This window comes from Enterococcus sp. DIV0840, from assembly GCF_050527835.1.
Taxonomy (GTDB): domain Bacteria; phylum Bacillota; class Bacilli; order Lactobacillales; family Enterococcaceae; genus Enterococcus_L; species Enterococcus_L ureasiticus.
On the sequence record NZ_CP172876.1, the window covers coordinates 321,585 to 339,520 of the forward strand.

Consider the following 17,936-nt stretch of genomic DNA (forward strand, 5'->3'; position numbering starts at 1 on the left):
AAGAAGATGAGTATTATTGCAGTAAGAATCGACGGGAGACTGATCCATGGACAGGTAGCTAATCTTTGGACAACAAAACTGGATATTAGCCGCATCATGGTGGTTGATGATGAGGTATCAGAAAATGCGATTGAAAAGAGTGGACTGAAATTAGCAACGCCAGCTGGTGTGAAACTAAGTGTTTTACCAATAGCAAAAGCGGCTACCAATATTTTGGCTGGAAAATATGATTCGCAAAGATTATTGATCATTGCTAGAAAACCAGATCGGTTATTAAAATTAGTGGAATTAGGCGTTCCAATCAAAGAAATAAATGTAGGCAATATGTCGCAAAGTGAGCATTCTAAAGCAATTACTAAGTCGATTAACGTGTTGGAAAATGATATTGAAGACTTTAAAAAATTAGATGCAGCAGGTGTAAAACTAGTTTCTCAGATGGTTCCGAGTGATAAATCAGAAGATTTTATGAGTTTATTGAAATAGCGTTTGAGTTTTATGGGGAGCATTTCTTGAAGGAAGGTAAGAATAGAATGAGGCAGAAAACACCTCATTCAATTTTTCCTGTTTTTCTGTCAGAGTTAAACGAGCCCACTACACATTTTAGATGTTATCTAGTTTCGCGGGCTAGCTCTTCGGAAAAAAGATAAAAATGGAGTGAGACAAAAAGCGTCTCAATCAATTTTTCCTATTTTTCTGTCAGAGCTAAACGAGCCCACTACACTTTTAAATTAGGAGGAATATCAATGGCAATTCAATGGTGGCAAATTTTATTATTAACGCTTTATGCAGGGTATCAAATTTTAGACGAGCTACAAATTTATTCAGCATTTAGCCAACCTGTTTTTGCAGGTTTGGTGGCAGGTTTTATTATGGGGGATGTAACGGCGGGTCTGATTATTGGTGGAAGTATGCAGTTGACGATTTTAGGTGTAGGAACATTTGGTGGCGCTTCCAGAATTGATGCAAATTCAGGGACCGTTTTGGCAACGGCTTTTTCAATCGGGTTAGGTATGAATCCAGAACAAGCGATTGCTGCGATTGCGGTACCAGTAGCTAGTTTGATGATTCAAATGGATATTCTTGGTCGTTTTACGAATACATTTTTTGCTCATAGAATAGACAGCAATATTGAAGCGATGAATTATAAAGGTATTGAACGTAATTTCTTATTAGGGGCTTTACCTTGGGCGCTTTCAAGAGCCTTGCCAGTATTTTTTGCTCTGAGCTTCGGCGGTGGTTTTGTCGATAATGTTGTAGGGTATTTGAACACGGATCTAAAATGGCTAGGTGATGGTTTATCAGTTGCTGGGGCTGTTTTACCTGCTGTCGGTTTTGCAATTTTATTAAGATACTTACCAGTCAAAAAGCATTTATCTTATTTGATTTTAGGATTTGTACTTACAGCTCTTTTAACCACCGTATTTGGCAATATCCAATTATTAGGTGGAGCAGTTGCAGGTGTAGCAAAAGATTTTGCGCCAATGTTTACTAATTTACCGATGCTTGCGATTGCGTTGATCGGTTTTGCGTTAGCGTTAAATGAATACAAAAAATCAATCGCACAGCCTGTTGCGATAAAAGGTCATTCACAAGAAACAAATGAAGGAGAGATCGAAGATGACGAAATCTAACTATAAATTAACAAAAAAAGACTTTAATCAAATCAATAAAAGAAGTTTATTCACTTTCCAATTAGGCTGGAACTACGAAAGAATGCAAGGTTCAGGCTATTTATATACGATTTTACCCCAATTAAGAAAAATGTACGGTGACGATACACCTGAGTTGAAAGAAATGATGCGTACCCATGCACAATTTTTTAATACAAGTAACTTTTTGAATACGATCATTACAGGGATCGATTTAGCCATTGAAGAAAAAGAAGGATACTCTGCAAAAGAGTCTGTTGCGGGTATCAAAGTTGGGTTGATGGGACCATTTGCTGCGATTGGGGATTCGATTTTTGGGGCGTTAGTCCCAACTATCTTTGGAGCGCTAGCAGCAAACATGGCAGTCAATGGTAATCCAATCGGTGCATTTATTTGGATGGCGGCACAAATTGCAATTATGGTATTTCGTTGGAAACAATTGGCGTTTGCTTATAAAGAAGGAATTTCTTTAGTCACAACAATGCAAAGTAGGCTGACAGCGATGACAAATGCAGCAACCTTGATGGGTGTTTTTATGGTCGGGGCTTTGGTCGCAACGATGATCAATGTACATTTTGCTTGGGCTCCTTCGATTGGGGATTTAACGATCAATGTTCAAAACAATGTGGATATGATCATGCCGCGCTTGTTACCAGCTGCGATCGTTGGGGGTGTGTATTGGTTACTCGGCAAGAAAAATATCACATCGACTAGAGCAATCTTTATCGTACTGATCATTTCAGTTGCGTTATCTGCTTTAGGTGTTATTTCAAAATAGGTTGGAGGCGCTAAGTTTGAATAATTTAGTATTAGTCAGTCATGGGAACTTTTGTACAGAATTAAAAGCCAGTGCGGAGATGATCATGGGCGAACAAAAAAATATTTATACCATTCCTTTACTAGCAGAAGAAGGCGAAAAAGAGTTTTTAGCAAAATTTGAAGCAAGCACACAATCATTGGATGATTTTATCGTTTTTTCAGATTTATTAGGTGGAACGCCGTGCAATATATTATCGAAAAAAATAATGAACGGTGCTTCATTTGACTTATATGCAGGGATGAATCTACCGATGGTCATCAGTTTTGTTAATGCAAACTTGTTAGGAAGTCAAAGTGATTTTGTGGCTGAGGCAAAGGAAAATACGGTCAAAGTCAACGAATTATTAGCGGCAGATGCATTTGATGAAGAAGATGAATAGATAGGAGTATGAAATAAAATGGAATTATTTAAAGAAACCCCAGAAGCACTTGAAAAACTTGGTGCTTTGATTACGACACAAGAAATAAAACAACAACCGACATTATGGCAAGAAGCGTTTGATAATTATAAGGATCAACGTCAAAAAATAGAACAATTTATTGCTGCGATTATAGAAGCCGAAAAAGGCAAAAAAATCAGGGTGGTTTTTACAGGAGCAGGCACATCTGCTTATGTAGGTGATTCAATTACACCTTATTTAAATCATAAAGGAAATCAAGCAGATTTTATTTTCGAAAGTGTAGCAACCACGAATATTGTTTCTAATCCCTATGATTACTTACAAAAAGAGGTACCAACGATTTTAGTATCTTTTGCTCGTAGCGGTAACTCACCAGAATCAGTTGCAACCGTGAAATTGGCCAAACAGCTAGTTAAAAATCTATATCAACTCACGATTACATGTGCAAAAGACGGTCAGCTTGCTCAAGAAGCGGCAGGCGATGCAAGTAATTTACTATTACTGATGCCTGAAAAATCCAATGATTTAGGATTTGCGATGACAGGTAGCTTCACTTGTATGTTACTTAGTGCTCTCTTGATTTTTGATACGAGCAGCATGGAAGAAAAAACTTTGTTTGTTCAAAACGCGATCCAAATGGGAGAAGACGTTATCACAAGAGAGCCTGAAATCGAAGCATTATTAGAAGGCTCAGTTGACCGAATAGCCTATCTTGGTTCAGGTAGTTTAGCTGGTTTAACAAGAGAAGCACAATTAAAAGTTCTTGAGCTGACTGCAGGGAAAATCGCAACGATTTTTGATTCATCTGTTGGGTTTAGACATGGTCCAAAATCATTCATTAACGAAAAAACACTTGTTTTTGTCTTTGTCACAAATGACCCGTATACGAGAAAATATGATTTGGATATCGCAGAAGAAATCAAAGCCGATAACATTGCGACAAGGATCGTAACACTTGACGTGGATAGTAATGAGAACTTCTCTGGTCACCGTTTTACCTATTCAAAAGGCACGAAATTACCTGAAGCCTACTTGGTCTTGCCATACGTCTTATTTGCGCAAACGATCGCGATCCATAGCTCGTTAAATGTCGACAATACACCAGATACACCTTCTGCTACAGGGACCGTTAATCGCGTAGTAAAAGGAGTAAAAATCTACGAGTATCAAGACTAAAATAAAAAAATCGAGGAGAAACAAATGCTAAAAATAACAGCGAATAAAAAAGCAGCGATGGATCGTTTATCAACAAAAGACGGAATTATTGAGGCCTTAGCGATCGATCAACGAGGCGCATTGAAAAAAATGATCAAAGCGTTGGGGAAAGAACCTACTGAACAGCACATCATTGATTTTAAAACGATGGTTTCGAAAGAGTTAACCCCATTTGCTTCTGCGATTTTATTAGATCCAGAATATGGTATCGTGGCAGCTGAAGCAAGAAATCAAGAAGCAGGGTTACTACTAGCTTACGAAAAAACCGGTTATAATGCGATAACCCCAGGACGACTACCAGATCTTTTAGAAGATTGGTCTGCACTACGTTTACGTGAAAAAGGGGCAGATGCAGTTAAATTTTTACTATATTATGATGCGGACGAGCCACAAGAAATCAATCATCTAAAACACGTTTTTATCGAGCGACTAGGTAGTGAATGTGTAGGTGATGATATTCCCTTTTATTTGGAATTGGTTTCGTATGATGCAAACATCACGGATGCTACTTCTAGTGAATATGCGAAAATCAAACCTGAAAGAGTCATCAAAATGATGAAAGAATTTTCAAAACCACGCTATAACGTCGACGTGTTAAAAGTAGAAGTCCCTGTAAATATGAACTATGTTGAAGGAATCGGCACTGAAAAATCTGTCTATTCTCGGGCGCAAGCACTATCTTATTTTAAGCAGCAAAGTGAAGCCACACCGTTACCATTTATTTTTCTAAGTGCTGGGGTTACAGCTAAAATGTTCCAAGATACCTTAGAATTCGCCAAGGAAGCGGGCTCTACATTTAATGGCGTGTTATGTGGACGGGCAACTTGGAAAGAGGGTGTGGCCCCTTTCATTGAGAAGGGTGAGCAGGCTGGTTGTCAATGGCTAAGCACAGTAGGAAAAGAACATATTCAACAACTAAATGAAGTAGTAGAACGAACGGCAAGTTCTTGGCATGATAAAGTAGAAGTACTCTATTAAGCAGTGAACGATTTGTAGAAAAAGAAAGTGTCTGATTTTTGAAAACTAGAATGAGGATAAAAAGCTGATGACCTCATTCTAGTTTTTGATAGATAAAGCTCTTTAGGTAAAGTTTCGTTTTTTATAAAATGATAGCGTATTCAAAATGAGAAGGAGAGTGACAACGGAATGAAGAAAAAGTGGACTACGTCGATCAGTATAGTAGCATTAATGGCATGTACTGCTGTATTAGCACCAATGAGTGTTCTGGCTGATGAAAGTGAGAACAGTGATCAGGCGCAATCACAGATCGCGACAGATCCAGCAGTTGTAGCGAATTATTGGCAGACGAATTTTCAAAATGGTGTGTTAGGCAATTGGCAGGATTTAGTTGGTGGAACAAATAGAAGTATCAATAACAAGGCACTAGAGATTTCTCGTAAAGCAGCGGCTGGAAACAATGCGGTATCGATCAATTTAGATTCACCCCAAAAAGCAGACGGAGAAGTAGAAACGTCATTTAAATTTAGCACAGGAGAAGGCCGAACGGGTGTTATTGTCAGAGGGGCTTCAAAAGATAGCTGGGTTTTTGTTGGCTATAATGTAAACGGAAAATGGCTCGTTGAAAGTCCAACATCTTGGAATGATAGTATTTCTGGACCAACATTAGCGGCCGATACGACTTACGTTTTAAAAGTTCGTTACGTTGGAACCAAACTCACGATTTGGCTAAATGGCACCCAATTTTATGATGGAGAACCAGTCTTAGCTAACGGAAGCAAAATTCCGACAGCCACAGGTCGAATCGGTGTCAGAACTTGGTATGATCAAAAAACAGTCAGCTATCAATATTTCAAAAATGGAGACAGCGGTAGTCTTCCTGAATTAGTACCAGAAATTACTGAGTTAACACCCGTTAAAATCTTTACGAAAATCGGTATAGCACCAACACTACCGACCACAGTCAAAGCAATTTACAATACTGGCAATCAAAAAGAAGAGAACGTGATCTGGGACAATATCCCACCAGAATCTTATCAAAAAGTTGGCAGTTTTGATGTATTGGGAACAGTTGCCGGAACAGCATTAAAAGCCAAAGCGACAATCACCGTCACAGAGGATGGTAGCAGTGAAGTAGGGGACAAAATCTCATCTGCTGATATTACAGCAGTTTTAGATCCTACTTTTCCACGAGTGATTCGCTACGAAAATCCGAGTGATAACAAAATCATTTTTAAAGGACAACAAGAAAAAATCAGCCAAGTTCTGATTGATGGAAAACCATATGAAGCAACAGCTGTCAAAGAGTCTACAACTAAAAATAAGGCAGTTTATCAAGTAACGGTTCCAGCATTAGGATTGAGTTTTAAAGTTAGTTTCACTGTTTCTGATGGGCAAGAAGTTTCTATGAAAATGACAGATATCAAAGAAGGTGCAACAAAAATTCATACGCTGGCCATTGCGAATCAAGGCTTACTTTCCGTGAACAGTACCGATGCTGGCGCGGCATTTTCAGGTGTAGTCATGAACACTGGAACGAATGCTAATAATGGCAATAAAAATGGCGATACCTTCCAGAACTTAATGACATCAAATGAAGTTAGCACCAAACAATATATGTACGGATTTTTAAATACGGATACCTATGCTGCAAGTTTTTGGACCAATGCTTATGGGGATGGCACTGTAGACAACAGCGATAACAACCGAATTTATAAACAAACGAAAGAAACGAAGGCAGGCTATGTGACGTCTTTATGGAGTGGTTCTTGGACCTATCGACCATTTGATGCGCCAGATGCTTATTTGACGGGAGACATACCAGAAGTAAAAATCAAATTTGCAAAAGATTTAAATGGTGACGGTAAAGTCGACTGGCAAGATGCAGCAATCAACTATCGGGCAATCATGAATAATCCAATTGGCGCGGAAAAAGTTCCTGAATTAGTCAATCAACGGATTCCTTTCAACTTTGCTAGTCAGGCGACAAATCCATTTTCAGTAACGCTGGATGAATCAAAACGAGTGTATAATCTGACCGATGGTTTAGGACAAATGAACTTGTTGAAAGGCTATCAAAATGAAGGCCACGATTCAGCCCATCCAGATTATGGTGATGTTGGGAAACGTCAAGGTGGTCAAAACGATCTAAATAAATTGATCGATGAAGGACACAAACTGAACGCTATCTTTGGTGTACATGTCAACGATACAGAGTCATATCCCGAAGCAAAATCATTCAATGAAGACTTGATCGATCCAACAAAACGAGGCTGGGATTGGCTAGATCCATCATATTTCATCAAACAACGATCAGATACGATCAGTGGAAACCGTTTGAACCGCTTTAAAGAGTTGAAGCAAAATGTGCCGAATTTAGATTACATCTATGTAGATGTCTGGGGCAATCAAGGTGAAGCTGGTTGGTTAAGTCGCCAATTGAGTAAAGAAATCAATGGACTAGGCTGGATCACGGCTAATGAATTCCCGAATGCACTAGAATATGATTCAATCTGGAATCATTGGTCTGCTGAAAAAGCCTACGGTGGAACAGCAACGAAAGGATTTAATAGCAATATTGTGCGCTTTATCCGTAATCATCAAAAAGACACATGGATCATTTCAGATAATCCGTTATTAGGCGGAGCAGAATTTGAGGCATATGAAGGCTGGGTTGGAAAAACAAATTTCAATACGTATAAAGATAAAACTTTTGCAATCAATATTCCCACAAAATTTTTACAGCATTACCAAATCACAAATTGGGAGACAACGACCGCAGCCGATGGTCAAATCTATGGCACGATCAAATTGGCAAACGCTGGTGACAAGGTAGTTGTGACGCAAAAAGACGCGAATGATCAAAAACGCATAACATTAAATAATGTTGACGTATTAAAAGGGAATACCTATTTACTACCATGGATCAACAAGGATCAACTGAAGTTATACCACTGGAATGAAACAGGCGGTTCTACAACGTGGACGATTCCAGATAAGTTACAAGGAAAAAACAATTTACACGTATATGAATTAACAGATCAAGGCAGAAAAGATAAGGGCGCCGCATCTATTACAGGAAACCAAGTAACGATTCAAGCAGAAGCAAAAACACCGTATGTGATTGCGGAACCTGAGACGACTGAACCAGTAAAATTTGGTACAGGAACACCAGTGAAAGACCCTGGATTCAATGAACAAGATACGTTGGCTAAAAACTGGCAAGTCATTCAAGGCGATGCCGCAGTTATTAAAGATCCAAACGGTGACTATGTTTTGAATGCTGGAAAAGAGGCTATGACGATCAAGCAAGAATTAACAGTAGCAAAAGCTGGGAAATACAGCGCCTATGTCAATACTGAAACACACAATCGAAAAGCCAGCATAACGATAGAAATCGACGGGAAAAAATATACAAAAGAATACACCAATTCTGTCGTTCAAAACTATATTCAAGCAGATATCAATCATACCAGCAGCAAATATCCTCAATATATGCAAAATGCTAGAGTCGATTTTGTTGTTCCAGAGAATGCGAAAAAAGTCACACTTACTTTAGCTGCAGAAGCAGGGACCAATAAAACAAAATTTGATGATATTCGAATTGTTGAGCGACAAACAGATGTAATGAATACAACAAGTGAAACCATTATCAAACAAGACTTTGAAGATACTCAAGCAATCGGCCTATTCCCGTTTGTCAAAGGACAAGCTGGCGGTGTTGAAGATCCAAGGATACACTTATCAGAGAAGAACGAACCATATACGCAATATGGTTGGAATAGCAATAAAGTATCCGATGTGTTATCAGGCAATTGGTCTTTAAAAGCGCACAAACAAGGCGCAGGCTTAATGCTTCAAACAACGCCGCAAAATATAAAATTTGAAGCAGGGAAAAAATACACAATCAGCTTTGATTACCAAACAGATGGAAAAGATATCTTTTCTGCAGGATCTGTGACGGGTGAATATAAAACACTCCAAGATCTGAAAAAAGTTGGCGAAATTTTACCAACATCAGCAGATGGGAAAACCAAAAAATATCAAGCAGAAATTGTTGGTGACACTTCAGGGAATACTACGTTTGGTATTTACACAACGGGTGGTGCGTATGACCTTGTGATTGATAATTTTACTGTAACAGTCAAATGATCTAAGCAAATTTTGATAGACAAAGAGTTTAGTTAATGAACGGTGAAACGTATCATTGCTAAGCTCTTTTATTACGATCTATTACCGGAATAAATGGCAGTTTAATGCTCAATTTGAACCCGAAACACTCCTGCCTCTTTACTGAATGTGGTAAACTAGGTTTGAACTAATCAAAGATAGGAGGGGTAGAAAAATGGATTTTATTTTTAATAATTTATTTTATATTGCTTATATTTCAATGGTTGTTCTTTATGGATCCTTAAGTCCTAGCCAGCTGACAACAAGTGCCAAGAAAACGTTTCGCCTATTTGGTTTATCAATATTACTTGTAATTTCTCTGGATATGACCAGTTTTATTCTAGGCTTTAAATACCATTTTCTGAGAGACTTTTTATTATATGCCCAAGTGATTTGTATGTTTGTTATTTTATTTCAATTGAAAAAATCTTCTTTAAACAAAATCAATATTTACAGTTATCTGTTTACGCTAATTTGCTTAAGTGGTTATACCATATATTCTGTTATTCAATTGTGGGGATTTTTAAATACTGTGATCCTTTAAGGCTGGGCTTTTGTCTTTCTAAATACCAGCGAGTATACTCGAAAGTAAGAGAGGTTTTCCCTCAAAAAAGAGTAAAGGAGCTATTATCATGATCAAAATCAGTCAAGCAAAAATGGATGCCCTAAATCGATTATCTAATGAAAAAGGGTTGATCGAAGCGTTGGCAATCGATCAGCGAGGTTCTCTAAAGAAAATGATTGCAGATGCCAGTACGATGGCTACAGGAGAAGAAATTGTCGACTTTAAAAAAGTAGCCTCTAAAGAGTTAACTCCCTATGGGTCAGCGATTTTACTTGATCCAGAATACGGTTTACCAGCAACCAAGGTACGGGATAAGAATTGCGGATTATTATTAGCTTATGAAAAAACTGGGTACGATGCTTCAACACCTGGTAGAATGCCGGATTTATTAGAAGAATGGTCAGTATCACGTTTGAAAGAAGCCGGAGCCGATGCAATCAAGTTCCTACTATATTATGATCCAGATGAACCTGTGGCAATCAATAAGTTAAAGCATGTTTTTGTCGAACGTTTAGGCAGTGAATGTTTAGGTGAGGATATTCCGCTCTTTGTTGAGATCGTGACGTATGATTCTGAGATCACGGATGCGAGCTCTGCGGCGTTTGCCAGAGTTAAACCGCACAAAGTCTTGGAATCAATGATCGAATTTTCTAAGCCGCACTACCATATCGATGTCTTAAAAATGGAAGTACCCGTCAATATGAATTATGTGGAAGGTTTTGCTGAAAATGAAATCGTTTATAGTAAAAAAGAAGCTTTAGGCTATTTTAAAAAGCAAAGCGAATTGACTGAACTACCCTTTATCTTTCTAAGTGCGGGTGTTTCAACAAAATTATTCCAAGAAACGTTGGAATTTGCAAAAGAAGCTGGTTCTAATTTTAGCGGTGTCTTATGTGGACGTGCAACTTGGCGTGAAGGAGTCAAACCATTTTCATCAAAAGGTGAAGCCGCTGGTCGTGATTGGTTTGCCACACAAGGGAAAGAGAATATTGAAACATTGAACGAAATCGTTGATCGTTGTGGAACATCTTGGCGCTCAAAGGTTGAAGTTGGATAAAAAATACCTGAGGTAAATCGATTCCTGATTTATTTCAGGTTTTTTAGTAAAGTAAGGATTAAAAAAGAAAGAGAAAATAAATTTTTTTTCTATGTATTGCGGATAAACTTTCATTAAACTATAATCTAGTAAGTGGCTTATCGTCAAAATAGATAAGCAATGAGTTAGAGAGGATCCTGAATGATGAAAATAGGTATTCCAAAAGAAATAAAAAATGGCGAAAATCGTGTAGCTTTACCGGCTTCTGGGGTTTTAGATCTTATTAAGCACGGTCACGAAGTCTTTATTGAAACCAATGCTGGATTAGGTGCTTCGATTCATGATGAAGAATATGTTGCTGTTGGCGCAACAATTGTAGCATCAGCTAAAGAAGCGTGGGCACAAGAATTAGTTTTAAAAGTAAAAGAACCATTAAAAGAAGAGTATCAATACTTAAGAGAAGATTTGACACTATTCACATATCTTCATTTAGCAGCCAATAAACCGTTAACTGAAGAATTAATGAAGAAAAAAACGAAAACAATTGCTTACGAAAGCGTTCAATTAGCTAATGGGGAATTACCATTGTTAGCACCAATGAGTGAAATTGCTGGACGTTTGGCAGCTCAGATCGGCGCTCAATTTTTAGAAAAAGTTCCAGAGGGAAAAGGGATTCTATTAGGCGGCGTTCCAGGGGTTAAAAAAGGCAAAGTAACGATCATCGGCGGTGGGATTTCTGGCTGTAATGCGGCGAAGATTGCGCTAGGGCTTGGTGCAGATGTTACGATTTTAGATGTCTATATCAAAAAACTCCAAGAGATCGATAATCAGTTTAATGGAGCAATCAAAACGCTTGTCTCTAATCATTTCAATATTCAAGAAGCAGTGAAGGATGCGGATCTAGTCATCGGAGCAGTCTTGATTCCAGGACGCAAAGCACCAGTATTAGTCACAAAAGAAATGGTCGTGTCTATGCCGGAACATTCCGTGATCATTGATATTGCTATCGATCAAGGCGGGATTTTTGAAACAATCGATGAAGTGACGACACACGAACATCCAACTTACGTTAAACATGGTGTGATCCATTACGCGGTTGCTAATATGCCAGGAGCTGTTCCGCAAACGGCCACATTTGCCTTAGCTAATGCGACTTTACAATATGTATTAGAATTAGCGAATAAAGGATTTGAACGTGCTGTAGAACAAAATCCGGCGTTACTTTCAGGCGTTAATACATTAAATGGTGCAATGACCAATCATGCTGTTGCGACTGATTTAAATTTGCCATATTCTTCAGTACCATCTGTTTTATAACTAGTTGAATTTATTAGGAGGACACGCATCCCAATGACAAAAAAAGAATCGTTACATTTAATTGAACGTCTATCGAACGCATCTGGTGTTTCTGGATTTGAAGACGATGTAGTAGCAATCGCTAAAGAATTCTCGGCACCTTTTGCTGAGGTGAGTGAAGATCATATTCGAAATGTTTACATGAAAGTTGGGGAACACAAAGCGGATAAACCAACAATCGTGTTTGATGCTCATAGTGATGAAGTGGGCTTTATCGTTCAAGCCATCAAACCAAATGGTACATTGCGCTTTCTGCCTTTAGGCGGTTGGGTGCCAAATACAGTACCAGCACATCGCGTACGAATCAAAACAGCCAACGGTAATGAAATTCCCGGCATTATTGCTAGCAAACCACCTCACTTTATGACGGACGCTGAACGCAAAGAAGTCCAAACAATCGATGATATGGTGATTGATGTAGGCTGTACCAGCGCCGAAGAAGTTGTAGAGAAACTAAACATTGCAATCGGTGATCCAGTGATTCCAGATGTGACCTTTGAATACCTTGAAGCGACTGACGTGATGCTAGGCAAAGCGTTTGATTGTCGTATTGGTTGTGCTTGTTTACTTGAAACACTGAAAAAATTGTCTGAAAAGGAATCGGAATTCAATCTGATCGGTACGATGACAGCACAGGAAGAAGTCGGTGAACGTGGTGCAACAGTAGCGATGAATAATATCAAACCAGATTTAGCTATCGTGTTTGAAGGCTGTCCAGCAGATGATACATTTTCAGAAGAATGCATGATTCAATCTGGCTTAAAACGTGGTCCGATGCTTAGAAACTTTGATGTTTCGATGATTACTAATCCGCGTTTCCAGCGGTTTGCCAAAGAAACAGCTGAAAAATATGGTTTACCAATGCAAAGTTCAGTTAGAAAAGGCGGCGGTACTAACGGCGCTATCATCAATTTGACGAACAAAGGTGTACCGGCCATTGTAATTGGCGTGCCAGTCCGTTATGCACATACCCATTATGGCTATGTTGCATACGAAGATTACCAAGCAGCACATCAACTAGCCGTCGCTATCGTAAATGACTTAACGAAAGCCAAAATCGACAGCTTTTAATGATAGAAAAGAAAATAGGGGGAATTGAAAAATGAACATGAAAAAATGGGCATTAACGACAGTAGCCGCAGGATTACTAGTAGTATCACTTGCTGCATGCGGGTCGGGAAGTAAGAAAGACGAATCAACTGGGGATAAAAAACAAGTATTGACCGTTATTGAAAGTGCTGAACTGCCAACAATGGATATATCTCAAGCGACAGATGTTGTTAGTTTTTCAGCAATCAGTCAAGTAATGGAAGGCTTATATGAATTTGCCGATGATAGCACTTCAGCACCAGCGATTGCAAAAGAAGTCGTTACACCTACAAATGATGGAAAAACATACACAATCAACTTACGTGAGGATGCCAAATGGAGCAATGGCGATCCAGTCACAGCAAATGATTTTGTCTATTCATGGAAACGTACGGTTGACCCCAAAACAGGTTCAGAATATGCGTATTTATTTGATGGCTTTGAAAACTACAAAGCAATTTCTAAAGGTGAAAAACCAGCAGCTGATTTAGGCGTTAAGGCAGTTGATGATCACACATTGGAAATCAACTTAGAATACCCAATTCCATACTTATCTTCTCTTTTAGCAAAACCAACATTCTATCCATTGAATGAAAAATTTGTTGAAGAAAAAGGGAAAGAATATGGAACAAACAGCGATAACATGATCTACAACGGCGCTTTTACTCTTTCTGACTGGGATGGTACAAGCATTACCTGGAAATATCTGAAAAATGATCAATTCAGAGCAGCAGACAAAGTGAAATTAGATGAAGTCGATGTTCAAGTAAGTAAAGAAATCGGCACAAATGTGAACTTGTTTAAAGCAGGCGATACGGATATTGCACCAATTAAAGGTGAATATGTTGATCAAGAACTAGATAATCCAGAATTAGTAAAACGTATTTATCCATCCACTTCATACTTGCAATACAATACTGAAAACAAAGTATTTGCGAATAAAAATGCTAGAAATGCGATTACAAAACTGATCAACTCAGATCAAATCGCTAAGAATATTCTAAAAGATGGTTCAATGGCAATTGAAGCGTTTGTACCAAAAGGAATCGCTAACCAAGAAACTGGGAAAGATTTCGCTGAAGAAGCAGGCCAATTAATGAAGACCGATGTTGAAGGCGGTAAAAAATTATGGGAAGATGCCAAGAAGGAATTAGGTGTTGACTCAGCCGAAGTAACATTGTTAACGTCAGATATCGATACAGCTAAAAAAATGGCGGAATACATTCAAGGATTATTAACAGAAAACCTAAAAGGATTAAAAGTAACAATCTCAAGCGTACCATTTAAAAACCGTTTAGACCAAATGAGCAAAGGTGATTTTGATGTTGTTTTAGCTGGTTGGGCAGCAACATATGCTGATCCATATGACTTCCTACAATTGTTTAGAACAGGTGGAGAACAAAACTATGGTAAATTCAGCAATGAAGAATACGATAAATTACTAACAGAATCAGCAACAACCTATGCCACTGAAAATGAAAAACGTTGGAATACCTTGTTGGATGCTCAAAAAGTATTGATGGACAACTCACCAGTGACACCACTTTACCAGGCATCAGAAGCCTTCTTGGTAAATGATCGTGTCGAAGGGTTGGTTTATCGTGCAATTGGTGCTCCTTATTATAAGAATGTATCTTTAAAATAAAGAATTGATAAAATGTTGAAAAGTCAGTGTAAGGCTGCTTTTCAACATTTTTTTCTGTTCACATTAGTGGATATACAAATTAAATGCAACACCTGAAAAAATGTAAATAAAATTCCTGTTATAATGATATTGCTTAAACTTACTCAGTTAGAAGGAGATAATTTGCAAATTAGTTATTGAAAACCAAAGGAGAACAAGATGAAAATAGAACGTATGTTAACCATTATTGTGATGCTGCTTAATAGAAACCGTGTAACAGCAAATGAATTGGCTGAGAAATTTGAAGTGTCGGTCCGAACTATTTACCGAGATATCGAAACAATCAATTTAGCGGGCATTCCCATCATTTCCCATTCTGGAAATAATGGTGGATTCAGTATCTATGAGAGTTACAAATTAAATCATCAAGTACTGACTCTTCATAACCTGTCCTCCCTTCTCTCTGTTCTCAAGGATATCAATTCAACAGTTGACGACATTGAGTTAGAATCATCTATAGAAAAATTGCAAAATATCATTCCTAAAAATAAGGAAGAGTATCTAAAGTTGCATATGGAAGAAATCATTATTGATTTACATCCTTATGGAGACGCTCCAGATCAAAAAACGTTAGTTAAGACGATAAGGAAAGCTATTACACAGACTAATATACTGACTATTGACTACAGAAATTATGATAATATTGTCAGCAAAAGACAAGTTGAGCCTATATCGCTTGTGTTTAAAAATTATACTTGGTATTTATTTGCTTATTGTCTGTTAAAAGAAGAATTCAGAATATTTATAGTTTCCCGAATAAGTGATTTTCATATTGAAAATCGCTCATTCGAACGTCGAGAAAAATCCTATCACGAGAGTATGGCATTATTAAATGAGCAAGCAAAAATGACAACTGTTGTCTTGAAAGTTTCTCCTAAAATGAAGTCTCGTGTGGAGGATGTTTTTAATAAAGAAGATATTGCAGTATTAGAGACAGGTGAACTTCTTGTTACTGCTACATTCCCCGAAAAGGAATGGTTATTCTCTCTCATATTTAGTTTTGGAGAGCATATAGAGATATTAGCGCCAAAAGAACTGCGCCAAAAAATGGCTACAAAACTCAGATTGATGACCGAAAAATATCATTAAGTTCGTTTTTCAAAGCTGACAGACTGTTGTCAAACCTCCATGATAATATTGTTCTTGTAAGACACTTTTATTTTAATTATTTAGCTTCGCAGGTTAGGACTTCGGAAAACAGATGAAATCCGGCTGTGACAAAAAACGTTCCCCTTAGATTTCCATGTTTTTCTGTCAGAACTGAACAAACCTGCTCAGCTTCTAAAAATTAGGAGGATATTAAATGACAAACAATGATGGATTTCCAACAGCAACACTTATCTCAGTTAACGGTGTGGAGCTAGAAGTTTTTGAAGCGGGACAAAAAAATGTGGGGCAACCTATCGTTCTCTGCCACGGATGGCCAGAGCATGCTTTTTCTTGGAGACATCAAGTGACTCCACTTGTAGAAGCAGGTTATCACGTTATTATTCCAAATCAACGTGGCTATGGAAAATCTTCTTGTCCCAAGGAAGTTACAAAATATGACATTGAACATTTAACCGGTGATCTTGTAGCATTATTGGATCACTACCAATACAAAGATGCTATTTTTATGGGGCATGATTGGGGTGCAAGTGTTGTTTGGAGTATGGCTTTGCTACATCCAAAATGTGTTCGTAAAATGATTAACTTATGCTTGCCTTACCAAGTTCGTGGAGAGAAACCTTGGCTTGATTTTATGGAAGAATTTTTTGGAGATAATTACTATTTTGTTCATTTTAACAAACAACCAGGTATTGCAGATGCTATATTGGACGAAAATGCCTCACGATTTCTTCATAACTTATATCGAAAAAATGTGCCAGCACAAGGGCTTAGTGAAGGAATGGAAATGATTAATTTAGCTAAAGCAATCAAGCCATTAGGTGAACCTGTTATGAGCAATGAGGATCTTTCTGTTTATATCACAGCTTTCAATAAGACAGGATTCACTCCAAGCATCAATTGGTACAGAAATTTAAATCGTAATTGGCATCTATTAGCGGATGTATCTCCTATTCTTCATCAGCCAACCTTGATGGTTTATGGCGAGAAAGATATTATTCCGCCGCTTCCAAACATCAAAGACTTTGTACCTAATATAGACATTAAGAGTTTAAACGCTGGTCATTGGATTCAAGAAGAAAGACCAGTTGAATTCAATCAAATCCTTTTAGAATGGTTGAAAAAATGAGTGAAGTTCTATTTTTTAGTAATCAAACAGAATTTATTGATTGGTTGGCTAGTCATCACCAAACCGTGAGTGAAATTTGGGTCGTTTTTTTAAAGAAAAAAACCAGAAAAGCAAGTCTCACTTGGCCAGAATCAGTAGATTGTGCACTGGCTTTTGGTTGGATTGATGGAATACGAAAAACAATTGATGAAGATCGCTATAAAATTCGTTTTACCCCACGTAAGCCTAATAGCCTTTGGAGTAAAGTTAATGTGCAAAAGGTGCATAAACTAATAGAACTCAAGCAAATGAGGCCTGAGGGATTGGCTGTTTTCAATCAAAGAAATGATCAAACCGGTTATTCGTCAGTTCAAAGGAATGTTACTCTAATAAAAGAATATGAGGATGAAATTAGAAAAAATCCGAGTTCTTGGGAATTTTTCAATCAACTTCCGCCTTCTTATAGAAGAGATTCTATTTGGTGGGTAATGAGTGCAAAAAAAGAAGAAACCAGATTAAGAAGGTTGAATCGATTAATTATTTCATGGGAAGAAGGAGAAAAGTTAAGACACTAGATTTTTCATTTGGCTTCATTGTCGCAAAGTGAGGACACCTTTCGCTACACGAGTGGTCGTTAAATGAAATAGATGCTGAACAAAGCCTTAAGAGATATGAACCCTAAATTTTAACGGGTGGTATGTTTTTTAGTTTCCTTTGAGGTATAACTATGTTGTACTTAATTTGACAATTCTAGTTGACAAAAAGAACGCATGTTTGTAT

General features: G+C 37.8%; 15 protein-coding genes. All 15 read left to right on the plus strand.

Annotated elements, in window-relative coordinates; translation table 11 throughout:
* Positions 1-6: 6 nt before the first annotated feature.
* The 15 genes from IGL98_RS01550 to IGL98_RS01620 all read left to right on the plus strand — a co-directional run bounded on the left by IGL98_RS01550 (position 7) and on the right by IGL98_RS01620 (position 17,731).
* On the plus strand, positions 7-483 hold the full coding sequence (locus IGL98_RS01550) for a PTS system mannose/fructose/N-acetylgalactosamine-transporter subunit IIB (protein ID WP_206911895.1): 477 nt from the start codon (positions 7-9) through the stop codon (positions 481-483).
* Between the two features lie 260 nt (positions 484-743).
* Positions 744-1,631, plus strand: a complete 888-nt coding sequence (locus IGL98_RS01555) for a PTS mannose/fructose/sorbose/N-acetylgalactosamine transporter subunit IIC (RefSeq protein ID WP_206846983.1) — start codon at positions 744-746, stop codon at positions 1,629-1,631.
* Positions 1,618-2,427, plus strand: a complete 810-nt coding sequence (locus IGL98_RS01560) for a PTS system mannose/fructose/sorbose family transporter subunit IID (protein WP_069646850.1) — start codon at positions 1,618-1,620, stop codon at positions 2,425-2,427. Before IGL98_RS01555 ends, IGL98_RS01560 begins: the two co-directional genes overlap by 14 nt.
* Before the next feature lie 16 nt (positions 2,428-2,443).
* A complete protein-coding gene (locus IGL98_RS01565) occupies positions 2,444-2,848 on the plus strand; it encodes a PTS sugar transporter subunit IIA (RefSeq protein ID WP_206911894.1) in 405 nt (134 codons plus the stop codon).
* An 18-nt stretch (positions 2,849-2,866) separates the two neighbouring features.
* A complete protein-coding gene (locus IGL98_RS01570; protein ID WP_206911893.1) occupies positions 2,867-4,045 on the plus strand; it encodes an SIS domain-containing protein in 1,179 nt (392 codons plus the stop codon).
* Positions 4,046-4,069: 24 nt separating this feature from the next.
* Positions 4,070-5,062 carry a tagatose-bisphosphate aldolase gene (gene lacD, locus IGL98_RS01575; protein WP_206911892.1) on the plus strand — a complete coding sequence of 331 codons (993 nt, stop codon included), beginning with the start codon at positions 4,070-4,072 and terminating at the stop codon, positions 5,060-5,062.
* Positions 5,063-5,230: 168 nt separating this feature from the next.
* Entirely contained in the window at positions 5,231-9,193 is a 3,963-nt protein-coding gene (locus tag IGL98_RS01580; protein ID WP_206911891.1) for an endo-alpha-N-acetylgalactosaminidase family protein, read from the plus strand.
* Positions 9,194-9,386: 193 nt separating this feature from the next.
* The gene (locus tag IGL98_RS01585; RefSeq protein WP_206846977.1) at positions 9,387-9,755 is read left to right on the plus strand and encodes a hypothetical protein; all 369 of its coding nucleotides are present in this window, start codon (positions 9,387-9,389) and stop codon (positions 9,753-9,755) included.
* An 88-nt stretch (positions 9,756-9,843) separates the two neighbouring features.
* Positions 9,844-10,833 carry a tagatose-bisphosphate aldolase gene (gene lacD / locus IGL98_RS01590; RefSeq protein WP_206846975.1) on the plus strand — a complete coding sequence of 330 codons (990 nt, stop codon included), beginning with the start codon at positions 9,844-9,846 and terminating at the stop codon, positions 10,831-10,833.
* Positions 10,834-11,016: 183 nt separating this feature from the next.
* Positions 11,017-12,129 (plus strand): alanine dehydrogenase, encoded by a 1,113-nt coding sequence (ald, locus tag IGL98_RS01595; RefSeq protein ID WP_206911899.1) that lies wholly within the window; start codon positions 11,017-11,019, stop codon positions 12,127-12,129.
* 33 nt (positions 12,130-12,162) lie between these two features.
* Positions 12,163-13,239 (plus strand): M42 family metallopeptidase, encoded by a 1,077-nt coding sequence (locus IGL98_RS01600; RefSeq protein WP_206911890.1) that lies wholly within the window; start codon positions 12,163-12,165, stop codon positions 13,237-13,239.
* A gap of 31 nt (positions 13,240-13,270) precedes the next feature.
* A complete protein-coding gene (locus IGL98_RS01605; RefSeq protein ID WP_242590153.1) occupies positions 13,271-14,902 on the plus strand; it encodes a peptide ABC transporter substrate-binding protein in 1,632 nt (543 codons plus the stop codon).
* 198 nt (positions 14,903-15,100) lie between these two features.
* The gene (locus tag IGL98_RS01610; RefSeq protein ID WP_206846971.1) at positions 15,101-16,030 is read left to right on the plus strand and encodes a helix-turn-helix transcriptional regulator; all 930 of its coding nucleotides are present in this window, start codon (positions 15,101-15,103) and stop codon (positions 16,028-16,030) included.
* Between the two features lie 214 nt (positions 16,031-16,244).
* Complete coding sequence (locus IGL98_RS01615) at positions 16,245-17,177, plus strand: alpha/beta fold hydrolase (protein ID WP_206846969.1); 933 nt, start codon at positions 16,245-16,247, stop codon at positions 17,175-17,177.
* Positions 17,174-17,731, plus strand: coding sequence for a YdeI/OmpD-associated family protein (locus IGL98_RS01620; protein ID WP_206846967.1), 558 nt, complete (start codon positions 17,174-17,176; stop codon positions 17,729-17,731). Before IGL98_RS01615 ends, IGL98_RS01620 begins: the two co-directional genes overlap by 4 nt.
* Positions 17,732-17,936 lie beyond the last annotated feature (205 nt).

Bases quoted from the DNA above. Each gene is read 5' to 3' on its own strand.
- IGL98_RS01550 (WP_206911895.1), top strand. From the start codon at position 7: ATGAGTATTATTGCAGTAAGAATCGACGGGAGACTGATCCATGGACAG.
- IGL98_RS01555 (WP_206846983.1), top strand. From the start codon at position 744: ATGGCAATTCAATGGTGGCAAATTTTATTATTAACGCTTTATGCAGGG.
- IGL98_RS01560 (WP_069646850.1), top strand. From the start codon at position 1,618: ATGACGAAATCTAACTATAAATTAACAAAAAAAGACTTTAATCAAATC.
- IGL98_RS01570 (WP_206911893.1), top strand. From the start codon at position 2,867: ATGGAATTATTTAAAGAAACCCCAGAAGCACTTGAAAAACTTGGTGCT.
- lacD (WP_206911892.1), top strand. From the start codon at position 4,070: ATGCTAAAAATAACAGCGAATAAAAAAGCAGCGATGGATCGTTTATCA.
- IGL98_RS01580 (WP_206911891.1), top strand. From the start codon at position 5,231: ATGAAGAAAAAGTGGACTACGTCGATCAGTATAGTAGCATTAATGGCA.
- IGL98_RS01585 (WP_206846977.1), top strand. From the start codon at position 9,387: ATGGATTTTATTTTTAATAATTTATTTTATATTGCTTATATTTCAATG.
- lacD (WP_206846975.1), top strand. From the start codon at position 9,844: ATGATCAAAATCAGTCAAGCAAAAATGGATGCCCTAAATCGATTATCT.
- ald (WP_206911899.1), top strand. From the start codon at position 11,017: ATGAAAATAGGTATTCCAAAAGAAATAAAAAATGGCGAAAATCGTGTA.
- IGL98_RS01600 (WP_206911890.1), top strand. From the start codon at position 12,163: ATGACAAAAAAAGAATCGTTACATTTAATTGAACGTCTATCGAACGCA.
- IGL98_RS01605 (WP_242590153.1), top strand. From the start codon at position 13,271: ATGAACATGAAAAAATGGGCATTAACGACAGTAGCCGCAGGATTACTA.
- IGL98_RS01610 (WP_206846971.1), top strand. From the start codon at position 15,101: ATGAAAATAGAACGTATGTTAACCATTATTGTGATGCTGCTTAATAGA.
- IGL98_RS01615 (WP_206846969.1), top strand. From the start codon at position 16,245: ATGACAAACAATGATGGATTTCCAACAGCAACACTTATCTCAGTTAAC.
- IGL98_RS01620 (WP_206846967.1), top strand. From the start codon at position 17,174: ATGAGTGAAGTTCTATTTTTTAGTAATCAAACAGAATTTATTGATTGG.